Below are 16,083 nucleotides of genomic sequence, written 5' to 3'. Positions count from 1 at the left end.
GCGCCCCTTCGGCGTGCCGGGCGCTCAGTCGACGGGGGCCGCCGTGGTCGCCGCGGCGTCCTCGAGCACCGCGTGCACGCGCGCGAGGCGCTCGATCCACCAGTCCGTGCGCTCGGCGTCGGCGGCGTACCGGTCGAGCCGTTCGGGGTCGGGATGCACGCGACGCACCTCGATCGACCCGCCCACGGGCACGAGCGGGTCGCGCGTCACGTCTGCGGCCAGCAGCGAGGCGGTGCCGAGCCCGCAGTCGTACTCGAGGTCGGGCACGGATGCCGCGAGCTGCGCCCCCATCGCGAGCCCCACGCTCGTGTCCAGCGCGCTCGAGACCACCACGGGCAGCCCCGCGGCCGCGATGATGCGCAGCGCCCGACGGATCCCGCCGAGCGGCTGCGCCTTGATGACGAGGATGTCGGCGGCGGCGAACTCGGCCACCGCGAGCGGGTCCCCCGACCGGCGCACGCTCTCGTCGGCCGCGATCGGGATGCCCATGTACTTCGTGCGCAGGCTGATCTCGGCGAGCTGGTCGATCGTCGCGCACGGCTGCTCCACGTACTCGAGGTCGAACGGCGCGAGGGCGTGGATCGCGTGCTCGGCCTCGTCGACGTTCCAGCCGCCGTTCGCGTCGATCCGGATGCGGCCCTCGGGGCCGAGCGCCTCGCGCACGGCGCGCACCCGCGCGACATCCGCGGCCAGGGTCTCGTCGCCGCCGGCGACCTTCACCTTCGCCGTACGGCATCCGGGGAATCGGGCGAGCACCGCGCGCACGCTGTCGGGGTCGACCGCCGGCACCGTCGCGTTCACCGCGATCCGGTCGCGCAGCGCGGGCGGCGGCGCGTTCCAGCCGTAGTCGATCGCCCCGGCGAGCCACGCGGATGCCTCCTCGTCGTCGTACTCGGCGAACGGCGAGAACTCCGTCCAGCCCTCCGGTCCCTCGAAGAGCATGGCCTCGCGCACGTCGATGCCGCGGAAGCGGGTCACGAGCGGGAGTGCGACCACCCGCGCCGAGGGGAGCAGCTCGTCGAGGGAGGGCAGGGGCGCGGCGTCGTCGGTCACCCTCCCATCGTGGCACCGACCGGCGCGCGGCATCCGGAAATCGCGAAGACCGCACCGCGGCACTGTGCCGCCGGCCGGCCCGAAGCCCCTCGGCCCGCGCAACGCAGGAGAATGGTCGTCGCGCTCCGTGAGCGGGGCTCATGACGACCGATCTCCTGCATTGGGGATGCCTCGCGCGAGTCGATGAGGCGCGGATGCCTCTGGGATGCCTCGGCCGTATCCATGAGACGGATGCCGCGCGGATGCTTCGACTGGCTCTCGGGGGCGGCCCGGCCCGCCGGCTGCGCTCGCGACGCTGGGTGGTCGCGGACGCCCGTCTGTTATGGTGGGCCGACTTGGGGGTGCACATGTCCGACGAACTCGACACGCTGGGGGTCGAGGCCACCGAGGTGCGCCCCGACTCCGCCGGTCGCAACGTGCTCATCGCCGTCATCGGCCTGGTGCTGGCCGTCGCGGCGCTGATCCCGCTCACGTGGGGCGCGATCTGGATCGGCTCGATCGTGTACGCCGGCGTGGTGGCGTTCTTCACGGGCGGCCCGCCGGCGACCGAGGTGTCCGCCACCTAGCGCCGCCTCGGGCCGGGGCCCGCGGGAATAGGCTGGTGGCATGGCGCGCGAGGTCTCCGAACTGTTCGATGCGAGCGAGTGGACGGATGCGGCATCCGGTGTCGCCGGGCAGCACGCCGGTGCGGGATTCACCGACATCACGTACCACCACTCGCACGACGGACGCATCGCGCGCATCGCGTTCGACCGGCCCGAGGTGCGCAACGCGTTCCGCCCGCACACGGTCGACGAGCTCTACCGCGCCGTCGAGGATGCCCGCACGAACCCGCGCATCGGGGTGGTGCTGCTCACGGGCAACGGCCCGAGCGGGAAGGACGGCGGCTGGGCGTTCTGCTCCGGCGGCGACCAGCGCATCCGCGGCCGCGACGGGTACAAGTACTCGGACGCCGAGACCGGACTCGTCGAGGGCACGGCGGGCGAGCACGGCGGCCGGGCGGCGGTCGGCCGCCTGCACATCCTCGAGGTCCAGCGGCTCATCCGCTTCATGCCGAAGGTCGTGATCGCGGTCGTGCCCGGCTGGGCCGCGGGCGGCGGTCACTCACTTCACGTCGTCTGCGACCTCACCATCGCGAGCCGCGAGCACGGCCGGTTCAAGCAGACGGATGCCGACGTCGGCAGCTTCGACGCCGGCTACGGGTCGGCGTACTTCGCCCGCCAGATCGGGCAGAAGTTCGCGCGCGAGGTGTTCTTCCTCGCGGAGGAGTACGACGCCGACCGCGCGTACGAGATGGGCGCGGTGAACCGGGTGGTGCCGCACGCCGACCTCGAGCGCGAGGCGATCGCGATGGCCCGCACGATCCTCACGAAGTCGCCGACGGCGATCCGCATGCTCAAGTTCGCCTTCAACGCGGTCGACGACGGCATGGTCGGCCAGCAGGTCTTCGCCGGCGAGGCCACGCGACTCGCCTACGGCACCGACGAGGCGGTCGAGGGACGCGACGCGTTCCTCGAGAAGCGCGACCCCGACTGGGGTCCCTACCCTTGGCACTTCTGAGCCGAGGCGCACGATGAAACCGCTCATGCAGGTGTCGGCCGCCGACGTCGCGGGCGTCACGCAGGCGTTGCGAGCGGCCCTCGAGGGCGGCCCGGCCGTGTGGCCCGTGGCGCACGCCGAGCGACATCCACCGGCGGAGGAGCCCGCCTGGGTCGTCGAGGATCGCGTCGCCCTGGTGGTCGAGACGAGCGGGTCGACGGATGCCCCGAAGCGCGTGCTGCTCTCGGCCGACGCGCTGCGAGCGAGCGCCGCGGCGACGGAGGCGGCGCTCAGCGGTCCGGGGCAGTGGCTGCTCACCCTGCCCGCGCACTACATCGCCGGAGCACAGGTGCTCGTCCGCTCCATCGTCGCGGGCACGGAGCCCGTCGTGCTCGAGGGGGAGCACTTCGACCCGGCCGCGTTCGCCGAGGCATCCGCTCGGCTCGACCGGCGGTTCCCGCGGTACACGTCGCTCGTGCCGGTGCAGCTCTCCCGGCTCGTCGAGGCGGCGAGGACCGACCGCACGGTGGCCGCCGCGCTGCACGCGTTCGACCGCATCCTGCTGGGCGGGCAGGCCGCGTCGCCGAGCCTGATCCTGGCGGCCGACACCCTCGGCGTGCGCATCACCCGCACGTACGGATCGAGCGAGACGGCCGGCGGATGCGTCTACGACGGGCGTGCCCTCGACGGCGTCGGGCTCCGCATCGTCGACGGCAGCGTCGAGCTGACGGGTCCGATGCTCGCCGACGGCTACCTCGGCGATCCCGACCGCACCGCGGGTGCCTTCACCACCGACGCCGACGGCACGCGCTGGTATCGCACGGGCGATCTCGGCGAGGTCACGCACGACGGCACGCTGCGCATCCGGGGCCGCGCCGACGACGTGATCATCTCGGGCGGCGTGAAGGTCTCGCTCGGCGACGTCGAGCGGGCGGTGCGGGCGGTGCCGGGGTTCGGCGACGCGATCGTCGTACGGGTTCGCGACCCCGAGTGGGGCGAGCGCGCGGCGGTGGTGGCGGTGCGCACGGATGCCGCCGCGGCATCCGATGCCCTCTCGACGCTCGCCGCTGCGACCGACGCGGCGGGGCTCACGCCCGCCGCCCGGCCCGTGCGCCTCGAACTCGTGGATCGGCCGCCGCTGCTCGCCTCGGGCAAGCCCGACCGCCGCGCCCTCGAGGCACTGCTGCGCGCCGCCGGGCCGGCATAGCCGGCAGGCCCCTCGCGCCGGGCGGATGCCGCTCCCGCCCCCCTCGCCACGCCCGGGAACCGGGAGGAGAATGGGAATGCGGACGCTGCGCCCGCATCCGACGCCCTGCGTCGGACCAGACGAGGAGGTCGTCATGCACAGCACAACACGATCGACCGACAGTACGCGCTACGCCGGCACCCCGGTGCAGATCGTCGCACTGGTCTTCGGCATCGTCTTCCTGGTCGTCGGAATCGCCGGGTTCATCCCGGGGCTCACGACGAACCTCGAGAGCCTGCAGTTCGCGGGTCACGAGTCCGGAGCGTTGCTGCTCGGGGTGTTCCAGGTGTCGATCCTGCACAACTGCGTTCACATCCTCTACGGCCTGGCGGGCCTCGGCTTCGCCATGACCTTCGCCGGCTCGAGGGGCTACCTGATCTGGGGTGGCCTGGTCTACGCGCTGCTCTTCCTGTACGGGCTGTTCGTCGCCGGCGACCACCCGGCGAACTTCATCCCGGTGAACGCGGCCGACAACTGGCTGCACATCGGGCTCGCCGTCGCCATGGTCGCGCTCGGGCTGCTGCTCGGCCGGCGCAGCGACCGGGTTGCGGGACCGTCGGCCACCGCGGGCACCGCGGGCACCACGCGCTGAGCATCGTCGAGCCGGGCGCCGGCCGGGGTGTCGACCGCCGGCGCCGTGCGGCCGCGCATGCCGCGACGCTCGCCGCCCCGCCGCGACATCGGAACGTCATGGGCACCCGAACTACCATGGCGATGTGGCACGCCCGAAACCCCAGCGCATGAACCCCGATGACATCCGGAACCGCGGCACGCGCGGCCGGTCCGGCAACCCCGCCAAGGGCGCCTCCGCGCCGGCCGCTCGCCGCGGTCCCGCGACCGCCGCCGACTGGGTGGCCGGCGCTCGGCTGCGCACCCTCCCGCTGGCGATCGCCCCGGTCGCGCTCGGCACGGGAGCGGGGGTCGTCGCCATCGCCGACGGCCCGTGGCATCCGGCCCGCGCGCTGCTCGCCCTCGTCGTCGCGCTGGCGCTGCAGATCGCGGTGAACTACGCCAACGACTACTCCGACGGGGTGCGCGGCACCGACGACCACCGCGTCGGGCCCGCCCGCCTCACGGGCTCGGGTGCCGCGAAGCCGAAGCACGTGCTCGCGGTGTCGCTCAGCTTCTTCGCGCTCGCCGCACTCGCCGGCCTCGCGCTCGTGATCGTGACCCAGCAGTGGTGGCTGCTCGCCGTCGGTGCCGTCGCGATCGTCGCCGCCTGGTTCTACACCGGCGGCAGGCACCCCTACGGCTACTACGGCCTGGGCGAGCTGTTCGTGTTCGTGTTCTTCGGGCTCGTCGCCACCGCCGGCTCGGCCTACGTGCAGGCGCTCACGGTGAACCTCGAAGCGTGGCTCGGCGGCGTCGGGGCGGGACTGATCGCGTGCGCGGTGCTGATGGCCAACAACCTCCGCGACGTCGCGCAGGACAAGGCCGCTGGCAAGCGCACCCTCGCGGTGCTCGTGGGCCCGCTCGCGGGACGCATCCTGTTCGCGGTGTTCATGCTCGTGCCGTTCGCGATCGTCGTGTTCTTCGCGCTGCTCTACCCGACCGCGTGGCTCGTGCTGTTCGCGCTGCTGCTCGCCGTGCCGGCGAGCGTCATCGTGCTCTGGGCGAAGACCCCGCGCGAGCTGCTGCTCGCGCTGCAGCTCGCGAGCTTCACGGCACTCGTCTACGGCGTGGGGCTCGGGCTGGCGTTCGCGCTCTAGGGGCGCGACGTACGGATGCCGCGGCTCACGCCTCGGCGTCGTCGCGGCGCTCGCGCCCGTTCGCGTCGACGGCCGCGTCCTCCTCATCGTCGTCGGCACGGGGAGCCGGCGTCTCGCGGTGCCGTGCGGCGTAGAGGTCGTTCGCGATGGACTCCCGCGGGCGGCGCAGGAAGACGAGCGACGCGCTCAGGCCGAACAGGGCCGCGACTGCGGCAGACACCCACGGGTTGACCCCGGCGATGAGGAGCACGGCGAGCGGCACGGCGAACAGCAGGATGCGCAGCGCGGTGTACCAGATCCAGACGGGCACGGATTTCACCTCAACAGTGTAGGTCGGCGCTCCTGAGCGGTCTCACAGCCGCAGTGCGGCCGGACGCGCCTACACTGTGAGCATGGCCCGGCTGCTCTTCGGACTCGGCGTCGCCGCCGTGATCTTCACGATCTACGCCGTCGCCGACTGCGCGTTCTTCGATCGCTCGCGCATTCGAGGCCTGCGTCGCGGCTGGTGGATCGTCGTGATCCTCTTCGTGCCCATCATCGGCGGGCTGCTGTGGTTCATCATCGGGCGCGGACGGGCCACTCGGGTCGGACCCTCGCGCGGCGGAACGGTCGCCCCCGACGACGATGCGGAGTTCCTGCGCCGCCTGCGCAGCGACGCCGAGCAGGACGAGCGCATCCGCCGCATGGAGCAGGAACTCGCCGAGCTCGACGCCGACGATCCCCTCAAGCCGACCACGCCCGGTGCGGGCAACGGGCGCAGCACCGGCGCCTCCGGGATTGCGGGGGGCTCGGCCGGCACGACCGGCTCCGCTGGCTCGGGCACCGCGGCATCCGGCGACGGCTTCGACACCGGCGACGCGCTCGGCACCGAGCGCAAGCGCCCCGATGCGCCCGACACGCCGGGTGAGGCGGGCCCGTCCGGCCGACCGAATGGCTGATCCGGCGCCCCATCGGGTGAGCGCCCGGTGGAGCCCCGCGAGCGACGCCGCGATGGCGCTCCTCAGCGCGTTCGCGCGTGAGGGCGTGCGCGACGTGGTCGTGGCGCCGGGCTCGCGATCGCAGGCGCTCGCCCTCGCGGCCGCCGAGCTCGAGCGGGTCGGCGCCATCCGGCTGCACGTGCGCATCGACGAGCGGGGTGCGGCGTTCCTGGCGCTCGGCACCGCGATCGAGTCGGGGCGTCCCGCGGTGGTCGTCACCACGTCGGGCACGGCCGTCGCGAACCTGCACCCGGCCGTCCTCGAGGCCCACCATTCGGGCGTGCCGCTCATCATCTGCTCGGCCGACCGGCCGGCGGAGCTGCGCGGCATCCGCTCGAACCAGACCACCATGCAGCCGGGCATCTTCGCCGGAGCGGTGCGCCTCGAACGCGACGTCGTCGCGCCAGAGGGAAAGGCCGGTGAAGCGGATGCCGCGGCGCGCCTCGCCCGCGAGGCCGTCGCCGCCGCGCTCGGCCGCGACGGCGACGGCGACTCCGTGCCGCACCCCGGGCCGGGGCCGGTGCACCTGAACCTGCAGTTCCGCGAGCCGCTCTCCGCCGTGCTGACGCTCGACACGCCGCCGTACCCCGACCACCCCCACGGGTCACGCCTCGATGCGGCGGCCGCACCCCGGGGCGCCGATGGCGCCGCGGTGATCGAGCCGGGCCCCCGCACGATCGTCGTCGCGGGCGCCGGCGCCGGCCCGCGCGCCGAGGAGTTCGCGCGCGCTGGTGGGTGGCCGCTCATCGCCGAGGTCACGAGCGGCGCGCACTTCGGGCCGAACCTCGTGGTGGCCTACCGCGAGCTGCTGCGCGAGCCCGGCTTCGGCGACGCCGTCGAGCGCGTGATCGTGTTCGGGCATCCGACCCTCTCGCGCGAGGTGCCCGCGCTCGTGCAGCGCGACGGCGTCGACACGGTCGTCGTGGCGCCCACGGGCATCGAGTGGTACAACCCCGGGCGGCGGGTGCGACGGTTCGAGCGCGCGGTGCGCGTCGCCGCGCACGATCCGTCGACCGACGAGCGTGCGTGGACGGGCCGGTGGGTGCGGGCGAGCCGCATGATCGTCGACGAGGGGCTGCCCGCGGCGGCGTCCGTTCGCAGCGGCGTCGACGAGACCGGGCACGTGTCGGACTTCGCGGCGCAGCGCGAGTACACGCGCGCCCAGCTCGCCGTCGTGCGCGCGCCGGTGACGCGCCGAATGCTCGTCGACGCGCTCTGGGCCGCGACCTGGCCGCACGACCGGCTCGTGTTCGGCGCCTCCCGGCTGATCCGGGACGCCGACCGTGCCGTGCCCGGGCGCCGCATCCCCGTGCACGCGAACCGGGGCCTCGCCGGCATCGACGGCACCGTGGCGACGTCGCTCGGCATCGCGATCGCGAGCCAGTCGCCGGCACCCGGTGATGCCGCGGCGCGTCGGGCGGATGCCCCGGGTGCCGCGGATGCGGCCGGTGCAGCGGATGCGGAGGGCGCAACGGATGCCGCGTCGCCGGCCGCACCGGCCCGCACCGGCGTCACCCGCGCCCTCATCGGCGACCTCACGCTGCTGCACGACGTCGGATCCCTCCTGCTCGGGGCGGGCGAGTTCCGCCCCCGCCTGCAGGTCATCGTGGGCAACGACGGCGGCGGCACGATCTTCGACGCGCTCGAGGTCGCGGGGTCGGCGTCGCCCGACGCGTTCGATCGCGTGCAGTTCACGCCGCAGCAGGTCGACCTCGCAGCGCTCGCCGCGGCCTACGGCTGGGGGTACGCGCGGGCGTCGACGCGCGGCGAGCTCGACGAGGCCCTCACCGGCCGCATCGACGGACCGCAGCTCGTCGAGGTGCCGCTGCCGCGCTGACACGATCCGCGCCGTCGCGCCGTCGCGCCGCCGCGCTCAACCGCATCGGCACGGTTCGCAGCTACGCGCTAACGCCCATACTTCGCAGCCACGCGCTGACGCCTATGCACGGAAGTCCGCCCGAGTCGAGGCCTTGCCGCGGCATCCGCTCGCTCGACAGGATGGAGGCCAATGCGACGCGGTGTCGCACTTGAGGAGCATGGCATGAGCAAGGAGTCGTACTGGACCCAGGACCCGAGCGGGCTGCTCCGCGTGGAGTCCGGGTTCAAGCTGGTCGCGTCGCCGACCGACGGGCATCCCGGATTCGATGGCAACAAGGCCGCGGGGCGGGCCGCACTGAAGGAGGGCGCCCTCGTGCTGGCCGACCTGCAGGAGCGGCTGTTCGCCCACCACCAGACGGGCGACGACGGGCGCCGCATCCTGCTCGTGCTCCAGGCCATGGACACGGCGGGCAAGGGCGGCATCCTGAAGCACGTGATCGGGACCGTGGACCCGCAGGGCGTGCAGCTCGCCGCCTTCAAGAAGCCCACCGATGAGGAGCTCGAGCACGACTTCCTCTGGCGCATCCGCAAGGAGGTGCCCGAGCCCGGCAACATCGGTGTGTTCGATCGGTCGCACTACGAGGACGTGCTCATCGCCCGCGTGCGCGAGTTCGCGACGCCCGAGGAGATCGAGCGGCGGTACGGCGCCATCAACGAGTTCGAGGCCGAGCTCGTCGGCGAGGGAACCGCCATCATCAAGGTGATGCTGCACATCTCCGCCGAGGAGCAGAAGAAGCGCCTGCTCGATCGCCTCCGACGGCGTGAGAAGCAGTGGAAGTACAACCCGAGCGATGTCGACGAGCGGATGCTCGGCCCGAAGTACCAGGAGGCGTACCAGATCGCCTTCGATCGCACCTCGACGCCCATCGCACCGTGGTACGTGGTGCCCGCCGACCACAAGTGGTACGCGCGGCTCGCGGTGCAGCACCTGCTCATCCAGGCGCTGCAGGCCCTCGAGCTGGAGTGGCCGAAGCCCGACTACGACGTCGAGGCCGAGAAGGCGCGGCTCATCGCGAGCTGACGTCCGCCTGCTCAGCCGCCGAAGGCCTCCACGATCGGCCGGAACTTCATGACGGTCTCGGCGAGCTCGTCGGTCGGCTCGGAATCGTGGACTATGCCGCATCCGGCATATGCCGCGATCGCGCCGTCGGGACCGATCTGCGCGCACCGCAGCGCGATGGCCCATTCGCCGTCGCCGTCGCCGTCGATCCAGCCGACGGGGCCGGCGTAGCGACCGCGGTCGAAGCCCTCGAGCTCCGCCAGCACCCGCAGCGCGACTCGCCGGGGCGTGCCCGCGACCGCGGCGGTCGGATGCACCGCCTGCACGAGGTCGAGTGAGCTCGAACCGTCGCCGAGCGTGCCCTTGAGGTCGGTGGCGAGGTGCCACAGGTTCGGCAGCTGCAGGGTGAACGGCTCGGGGCTCGCGTCGAGGCGGGCGGTGTGGGGCGCCAGTCGCTTCACGGCGCTGGCCACGGCGAGGGCGTGCTCGGCCCGGTCCTTATGCGACTCGACGAGGGCGGCGGCACGCTCGCGGTCGGATGCCTCGCCGGCGCCCCGCGCAGTCGTGCCCGCGAGCACGCGCGCCGACACGGTTCCGTGGTCGACGCGCACGAGCGTCTCGGGGCTCGCGCCGATGAGCCCGTCGACGGCGTACACCCAGGTGTCGGGGTAGTCCTCGGCGAGGCGGTTGATGACGGCGCGCAGGCCGTCCTCCTCATGCAGCTCGCCGACGAGCTGCCGCGCGAGCACGACCTTCTCGAGCTCGCCGTCGTCGATCCGGCGCACCGCCTCGGCGACCGCCCGCATGTACTGCTCGGGCGGCACGGCCCCGGGCCCGAATGCCACGCGGGGCACGCGGCGCTTCGGTGCCGGCGCGGGGATCTCGAGGGCGACGGATGCCGCGGCATCCGCTGCATCCGCGGCGTCGTCGACCGTGGCGAGTGCGATGCGCGTGACCCAGGCGCGTCCGTCGCGTCGGCCGAGCACGAGCTCGGGCACCACGAGCACGCTCGTGGACGCGGAGTCGTCGGCGAAGGCGAAGGCGCCGAACGCCACCAGCCCGGTGCCCGGGAGCCCGACGCGGTCGTCGACGTCGGCGGCGGCCGCGACCGACGTCCACGCGGCGGCGGCATCGGCGACGCGGCTCGCGCCGCTCGTCTCGATGCGCAGCGTCTCGCCGAGGCCCACGATGCCCTCGCCACGGCGCATCCAGAGCAGCGGATGCCGCGGGTCGGCGCGTGGGATCAGCGGCGCGAGCTCGTCGACGGGCTCGGTGCGCACGACGAGCCGAGTGGCGGCGAGGTGCGGCGCCGGGGCATCCGTCTGGGTCACCGCACCAGCCTACGTCGCGCGAGGAGGCCGCCTACGCGGCGACGACCTCGACGCCGTGCCAGAAGGCCACGTGGCCGGCGATCTCGGAGGCCTGCGCCGAGGGGGTGTCGTAGTACCAGGCCGCGTTCGGGTTGCGCCGGCCGTCGACCTCGACGTGGAAGTAGTTCGCGGTGCCCTTCCAGTGGCACACGCTGCGGTTGTCGCTCGGGGCGAAGTGCCGCTCGTCGATCGACTCGCGCGGGAAGTAGTGGTTGCCCTCGACGACGATCGTGTCGTCGGACTCCGCGAGCACCGCACCGTTCCAGATGGCCTTCATGGATCTCCTCCTCGCGAGCACGCGCCCGCATCGTTGACTCCAGTGATACGGAACGCGGTCGCATCCGGATGCATTCCGACGCATAGGGCCTCCGTGGAGGCTCGCAGGGGACTCACAGCGACCGGATCCGCGGGGATGCCGCGCCGTAGACTCGGAGCATGATGCGCGCAGACCTCGGCAAGGATCCGAGCCAGGTGTCGGCGATGTTCGACCGGGTCGCCGCCCGCTACGACCGCACCAACAACGTGCTCTCGGTCGGCAACGCGCCGCTCTGGCGGGTCGCGACGACCCGCGCGGTCGCGCCGAAGCCGGGGGACCGCATCCTCGACGTGGCTGCGGGCACCGGCACGTCGAGTGCGAGCCTCGCGAAGTCCGGGGCATCCGTCGTCGCCGCCGACTTCTCGCCCGGCATGATCGAGGTCGGCCGCCGTCGCCAGGCGAGCGTGCCGAACCTGGTCTTCGTCGAGGCGGATGCCACGAAGCTGCCGTTCGGCGACGGCGAGTTCGATGCCGTCACCATCTCGTTCGGCCTGCGCAACGTGAACGAGCCGAAGCTGGCGCTCGCCGAGTTCTTCCGCGTCGCCAAGCCCGGCGGACGCCTCGTGATCTGCGAGTTCTCGCACCCGCCGGTGGCGTTCGTGCGAACCGGGTACCACGCCTACCAGCGCTACGTGATGCCGCCGCTCGTGCGGCTCTCGAGCTCGAACGACACCGCCTACGAGTACCTCAACGAGTCGATCAACGCGTGGCCCGACCAGCCCACGCTCGCCGGGTGGATCCGCGAGGTGGGCTGGGTCGACGTCGAATGGCGCAACCTCACGATGGGCGTCGTGGCGCTGCATCGCGCACGCAAGCCGCTCGCCTGAGCACTCGCCCGGCCGGCGAGTCAAGCCCTCCGCGCTCGCCGTCGTCGACACGGCTCACGGGAAGCGCACCGGTAGGCTGGGAACGTGAATCCGAGCCATCCGGTCGCGCGACGCGGCTCCGCGCTCGCTGCCAACCTCGGCCTGAGCGAGCGCGTCTTCGCGTCATCGGCCGACCGTGCGATGGCGAAGGCGATCGACGACGGCATCGAGCGCGTCGAGGCCGGCCTCCTGCGTGAGGTCAGCTTCGCCGACTCGATCGCGGATGTCTCGACGCGCTACCTGCTCGAAGCGGGCGGCAAGCGCGTGCGCCCCATGCTCACGCTGCTCACCGCGCAGCTCGGCGCCGGCGCCAACGACGACGTGGTCACGGCCGCTGAGGCGATCGAGATCACCCACCTCGGCTCGCTGTACCACGACGACGTCATGGACGACTCCGAGCGCCGTCGCGGCGTGCCGAGCGCCCAGACGGTGTGGGGCAACTCGGTGGCGATCCTCACCGGCGACCTGCTCTTCGCCCGCGCGAGCCAGCTCATGGCGAGCCTCGGCGAGCGGGCCATCCGCATGCAGGCCGACACGTTCGAGCGCCTCGTGCTCGGCCAGCTGCACGAGACGGTGGGTCCCGCCAACGGCGAGGATCCGATCGCGCACTACATCCAGGTGCTCGCCGACAAGACCGGTTCGCTGATCGCCGCCGCGGCGCAGTCGGGCATCGTGTTCTCGGGCGCCGACCCCGCCTTCGAGAAGCCCATCGTGGAGTTCGGCGAGAAGATCGGCGTGGCGTTCCAGCTCATCGACGACGTCATCGACCTGTCGCCGCAGCCCGACGAGACCGGCAAGGTGCCCGGCACCGACCTGCGCGCCGGGGTCGTCACGCTGCCGCTGCTGCGTCTCGCCGAGCTCGCGAAGTCGGACGCGGCATCCGCAGACCTGCTCGACCGCATCGAGCGCGACGTGATCGTCATCGCGAATCCCGTCGACGGGTTCGACCCGCACGACACCAACACCCTCGCCTCGCGGATCGTGCCGTCGAAGGAGACCGTCGACGCGATCGTCGCCGAACTCCGCACGCACGAAGCTACGCGCGCTACGCTCGCTGAGGCCCACCGGTGGGCACGCGACGCCGTGACGGCGCTCGCGCCGCTGCCCCAGGGGAGTGTGAAGAAGGCGCTCACGCGCTTCGCCGAGACGATCGTCGAGCGGCAGAGCTGACAGGCGCCCAGAATTGATGGAGAGACCAGGCACGTGACGAGGAACAAGCTGCGACTCGCGATCGTCGGGGCGGGCCCCGCGGGCATCTACGCCGCCGACATCCTGCTGAAGGCCGAGCGGAACTTCGACGTCTCGATCGACCTGTTCGACCACCTGCCCGCGCCGTACGGGCTCGTGCGGTACGGCGTCGCGCCCGACCACCCGCGCATCAAGGGCATCATCACGGCGCTTCGCGAGGTGCTCGACCGCGGCGACATCCGCATCTTCGGCAACGTGCGATTCGGTGAGGACATCACCCTCGACGACCTGAAGAAGCACTACAACGCGGTGATCTTCGCCACGGGCGCCGTGCGCGACGCCTCGCTGAACGTGCCGGGCCACGACCTCGACGGGTCCTACGGCGCCGCCGAGTTCGTCGCCTGGTTCGATGGGCACCCCGACTTCCCGCGCACCTGGCCGCTCGACGCCCGCGAGGTCGCCGTCATCGGCAACGGCAACGTCGCGCTCGACGTGTCGCGCATGCTCGCGAAGCACGTCGAAGACCTCATGCCCACCGAGATCCCCGCGAACGTCGCGGCCGGCCTCTCCGCGTCGCCCGTGACCGACGTGCACATCTTCGGCCGCCGCGGCCCCACGTCGGTGAAGTTCACCCCGCTCGAACTGCGCGAGCTCGGCGAGCTGCGCGACGTCGACATGATCCTCTACGACGAGGACTTCGACTACGACGACGCCGCCCGCGCGGCCGTCTCGGGCAACAAGCAGGTCTTCGTCATCGACAAGGTGCTCAACCAGTGGCGCCAGCGCGAGGTCGGCCAGGCGTCACGTCGGCTGCACCTGCATTTCTTCGCGAAGCCGCTCGAGATCCTCTCCGACGGCAACGGCCGCGTCGGCGGCATCCGCTGGGAGCGCACCGCGCCCGATGGCGAGGGCGGCGTCGTGGGAACCGGCGAGATCCGCGAGCTGCCCGTGCAGGCCGTGTACCGGGCCGTGGGCTACTTCGGTTCGCCCCTGCCCGGCATCCCCTTCGACAAGAAGTTCGGGGTCATCCCGAACCACGAGGGCCAGGTGCTCATGCGCGACAAGGAGAGCGGCGACGCCCGCCAGATGTACGGCGTGTACGCCACCGGCTGGATCAAGCGCGGCCCGGTGGGCCTCATCGGCCACACGAAGTCCGACGCGATGGAGACCATCAAGCACGTGATCAACGACCTCGGCAACTGGTGGCGACCCGAGTCGCCGTCGGAGGAGTCGGTGATCGAGATGCTCGAGTCCCGCGGCATCGAGTGGACCGACCTCGACGGCTGGCACCGCCTCGACGAGCACGAGCAGGCGCTCGGCTCGGCCGAGGGCCGCAAGCGCATCAAGGTCGTGCCCCGCGACGAGATGGTCGACATCTCGCGCGGCGAGGTCGCGAGCTAGGCTCCGGCGCGCTCGGCGCGGCGCTCGTCAGGACTGGCGCCCGACCGGCGGCTCGCCCACGTAGGTGTGCGCTTCGCGGGCAAGCTCCGACCAGAGCTCGCGGTCGCTGACGCGCACCCAGTTGCGGCTCGGGCCGCCGTGCACTCCACTGAAGGGCTCGGCGACGCCGCGTGAGCGGAGGTCGGCCGATCGGGCCGCCGGCAGTTCGACGATCAGGTCGTCCTCGTCGAGGAACGCGAACAGGCGGCCGTGCACGAGCAGGCCGTCGGGCGTGAAGTCGACGTCGTAGTCCTCGTCGAGCAGCAGCTCTCGTGTCACCGCGTCGTACGTGCGGTCCGCTTCGTCGCCCATGGGGCCCCCAATCGTCCTTTGCTCAACTGTGTCAGCCCCGGCCGGTGGTGTCGATGGAGCGTGCACACATGACGAGCGGATGCCGCGGCTGCCGCTACGCTGCACATCATGCCGCTCGACTCCGCGATCACCGCCGTGGTCGCGTTCATCGTCGGAGCGGCCCTCGGCTGGTCGCCGCTCGCCGCGTGGACCCAGCGATCGACGAAGGGCGAGCGGATGCCGCTGCGCACCGTGCGCATCGCCGGCGCCGCGATCACCGCCGTCACGTTCGCCGCGCTCGCGCTGCGGTTCGGCCTCACGTGGATCCTGCCGGCGCTGCTCGCGTTCGCGGCGGCCTCGACGGTGCTCACCCTGGTTGACCTCGCCGAGAAGCGGCTGCCGAACGCGGTGATCTTTCCATCCCTGGCTGCCGTCGCGGTGTTGCTCGTACCGGCGACCTGGGCCACGGGCGACTGGATGGCGCTCGCCTGGGCGCTCGTGGGGGCCGTCGCGATGTTCGCGGTCTACTTCGTGCTCGCGCTGATCTCGCCGTCGTCGATGGGCATGGGCGACGTGAAGCTCGCCCTGGTCATCGGCCTGCTGCTGGGCTGGTTCGGCCTCAACGCGTGGCTCATCGGGCTGCTCGCGGCGTTCATCGTCGGCGGCGTCATCGCGCTGGTGGCGCTGGCTCTGCGGCGGGTCACCCTTCGGGGGTCGATCCCGTTCGGGCCGTCGATGCTCGCCGGGGCATTGATCGCACTGCTCTTCGTTGGCGCGTAGGCGATTCGGGGTACACCCGCGTACCCCCAGACCGGGGGACTGATGACCCCGGCTCTCGCAGTTTTCCGGGCTTTCCGTCGCAGGCATGCACTGCAAACGCTGGCATCCCCCCAAACGGGGGCATGGCTTTCCATGCATGTGCACAGTTACCGTCTATCAGCCGCCGGGCCCGCCGGCGGCAACTTCTATCTCCTCGAACCCGAAGGACACAGCAATGCTCAAGGCATACACGCGTGCAGTCGCGCGCATCAACTCCCTCCGTACCGAAGAGGATGGCGCGACCGCGGTCGAGTACGGCCTGCTCGTTGCCCTTATCGCCGCCGTGATCATCGCAGTGGTGATTCTTCTCGGTGGCGAGATCCGCGCCGCCTTCCAGACGATCGTCGACGGGATCCCGGGCGGCGCGCCCGCCGCCCCGTGAGTCGTTGCT

Annotated in this window: 18 protein-coding genes; 13 read left to right on the top strand and 5 right to left on the bottom strand. The window is 72.3% G+C overall.

What is annotated here, in order from left to right; translation table 11 throughout:
* Window positions 1-24: 24 nt before the first annotated feature.
* The gene (locus tag EV187_RS05440; RefSeq protein WP_130351942.1) at window positions 25-1,086 is read right to left on the bottom strand and encodes an o-succinylbenzoate synthase; all 1,062 of its coding nucleotides are present in this window, start codon (window positions 1,084-1,086) and stop codon (window positions 25-27) included.
* 314 nt (window positions 1,087-1,400) lie between these two features.
* Between EV187_RS05440 and EV187_RS05435 the strand changes: the two genes are divergently transcribed.
* From EV187_RS05435 to EV187_RS05415, 5 genes are all read left to right on the top strand, one after another.
* Window positions 1,401-1,619 (top strand): hypothetical protein, encoded by a 219-nt coding sequence (locus EV187_RS05435; RefSeq protein ID WP_130351941.1) that lies wholly within the window; start codon window positions 1,401-1,403, stop codon window positions 1,617-1,619.
* A 40-nt stretch (window positions 1,620-1,659) separates the two neighbouring features.
* Window positions 1,660-2,613 carry a 1,4-dihydroxy-2-naphthoyl-CoA synthase gene (locus EV187_RS05430; RefSeq protein ID WP_130351940.1) on the top strand — a complete coding sequence of 318 codons (954 nt, stop codon included), beginning with the start codon at window positions 1,660-1,662 and terminating at the stop codon, window positions 2,611-2,613.
* A gap of 13 nt (window positions 2,614-2,626) precedes the next feature.
* Window positions 2,627-3,799, top strand: a complete 1,173-nt coding sequence (locus EV187_RS05425; protein WP_130351939.1) for an AMP-binding protein — start codon at window positions 2,627-2,629, stop codon at window positions 3,797-3,799.
* A 133-nt stretch (window positions 3,800-3,932) separates the two neighbouring features.
* Entirely contained in the window at window positions 3,933-4,430 is a 498-nt protein-coding gene (locus EV187_RS05420) for a DUF4383 domain-containing protein (RefSeq protein ID WP_130351938.1), read from the top strand.
* A 148-nt stretch (window positions 4,431-4,578) separates the two neighbouring features.
* Window positions 4,579-5,547 (top strand): 1,4-dihydroxy-2-naphthoate polyprenyltransferase, encoded by a 969-nt coding sequence (locus tag EV187_RS05415; RefSeq protein WP_130352264.1) that lies wholly within the window; start codon window positions 4,579-4,581, stop codon window positions 5,545-5,547.
* 25 nt (window positions 5,548-5,572) lie between these two features.
* Here the strand turns inward: EV187_RS05415 and EV187_RS05410 are convergent, their stop codons facing one another.
* Window positions 5,573-5,866, bottom strand: a complete 294-nt coding sequence (locus tag EV187_RS05410) for a DUF4229 domain-containing protein (RefSeq protein ID WP_130351937.1) — start codon at window positions 5,864-5,866, stop codon at window positions 5,573-5,575.
* Between the two features lie 73 nt (window positions 5,867-5,939).
* Here EV187_RS05410 and EV187_RS05405 point away from each other — a divergent pair, with 73 nt between their 5' ends.
* The 3 genes from EV187_RS05405 (at window position 5,940) to EV187_RS05395 (ending at window position 9,423) form a co-directional block, all read left to right on the top strand.
* Window positions 5,940-6,485, top strand: a complete 546-nt coding sequence (locus EV187_RS05405; protein ID WP_130351936.1) for a PLD nuclease N-terminal domain-containing protein — start codon at window positions 5,940-5,942, stop codon at window positions 6,483-6,485.
* 52 nt (window positions 6,486-6,537) lie between these two features.
* On the top strand, window positions 6,538-8,361 hold the full coding sequence (gene menD / locus EV187_RS05400; RefSeq protein ID WP_242609441.1) for a 2-succinyl-5-enolpyruvyl-6-hydroxy-3-cyclohexene-1-carboxylic-acid synthase: 1,824 nt from the start codon (window positions 6,538-6,540) through the stop codon (window positions 8,359-8,361).
* A 204-nt stretch (window positions 8,362-8,565) separates the two neighbouring features.
* Complete coding sequence (locus EV187_RS05395) at window positions 8,566-9,423, top strand: PPK2 family polyphosphate kinase (protein WP_130351934.1); 858 nt, start codon at window positions 8,566-8,568, stop codon at window positions 9,421-9,423.
* An 11-nt stretch (window positions 9,424-9,434) separates the two neighbouring features.
* On the opposite strand, the gene EV187_RS05390 is transcribed toward EV187_RS05395, so the two are convergent.
* A complete protein-coding gene (locus tag EV187_RS05390) occupies window positions 9,435-10,733 on the bottom strand; it encodes an isochorismate synthase (protein ID WP_207221739.1) in 1,299 nt (432 codons plus the stop codon).
* Window positions 10,734-10,764: 31 nt separating this feature from the next.
* The gene (locus tag EV187_RS05385; RefSeq protein ID WP_130351933.1) at window positions 10,765-11,049 is read right to left on the bottom strand and encodes a DUF427 domain-containing protein; all 285 of its coding nucleotides are present in this window, start codon (window positions 11,047-11,049) and stop codon (window positions 10,765-10,767) included.
* A 158-nt stretch (window positions 11,050-11,207) separates the two neighbouring features.
* On the opposite strand from EV187_RS05385, the gene EV187_RS05380 reads away from it, so the two are divergent.
* The 3 genes from EV187_RS05380 (at window position 11,208) to EV187_RS05370 (ending at window position 14,543) form a co-directional block, all read left to right on the top strand.
* A complete protein-coding gene (locus EV187_RS05380; RefSeq protein WP_130351932.1) occupies window positions 11,208-11,915 on the top strand; it encodes a class I SAM-dependent methyltransferase in 708 nt (235 codons plus the stop codon).
* A gap of 84 nt (window positions 11,916-11,999) precedes the next feature.
* Window positions 12,000-13,124 carry a polyprenyl synthetase family protein gene (locus EV187_RS05375; RefSeq protein ID WP_130351931.1) on the top strand — a complete coding sequence of 375 codons (1,125 nt, stop codon included), beginning with the start codon at window positions 12,000-12,002 and terminating at the stop codon, window positions 13,122-13,124.
* A gap of 33 nt (window positions 13,125-13,157) precedes the next feature.
* Window positions 13,158-14,543 (top strand): FAD-dependent oxidoreductase, encoded by a 1,386-nt coding sequence (locus EV187_RS05370; protein ID WP_130351930.1) that lies wholly within the window; start codon window positions 13,158-13,160, stop codon window positions 14,541-14,543.
* 27 nt (window positions 14,544-14,570) lie between these two features.
* Here EV187_RS05370 and EV187_RS05365 read toward each other — a convergent pair whose 3' ends face one another.
* A complete protein-coding gene (locus EV187_RS05365) occupies window positions 14,571-14,894 on the bottom strand; it encodes a hypothetical protein (protein WP_130351929.1) in 324 nt (107 codons plus the stop codon).
* Window positions 14,895-15,002: 108 nt separating this feature from the next.
* On the opposite strand from EV187_RS05365, the gene EV187_RS05360 reads away from it, so the two are divergent.
* Both EV187_RS05360 and EV187_RS05355 read left to right on the top strand, forming a co-directional pair.
* A complete protein-coding gene (locus EV187_RS05360) occupies window positions 15,003-15,653 on the top strand; it encodes a prepilin peptidase (protein WP_130351928.1) in 651 nt (216 codons plus the stop codon).
* A gap of 214 nt (window positions 15,654-15,867) precedes the next feature.
* Window positions 15,868-16,074, top strand: coding sequence for a Flp family type IVb pilin (locus EV187_RS05355; protein ID WP_130351927.1), 207 nt, complete (start codon window positions 15,868-15,870; stop codon window positions 16,072-16,074).
* Window positions 16,075-16,083: the final 9 nt, after the last annotated feature.

The sequence above is a fragment of the Agromyces ramosus genome (assembly GCF_004216665.1).
Lineage (GTDB): Bacteria > Actinomycetota > Actinomycetes > Actinomycetales > Microbacteriaceae > Agromyces > Agromyces ramosus.
Note: the sequence above shows the minus strand (reverse complement) of the source record. Positions and strands in the feature narration are given on the sequence as shown.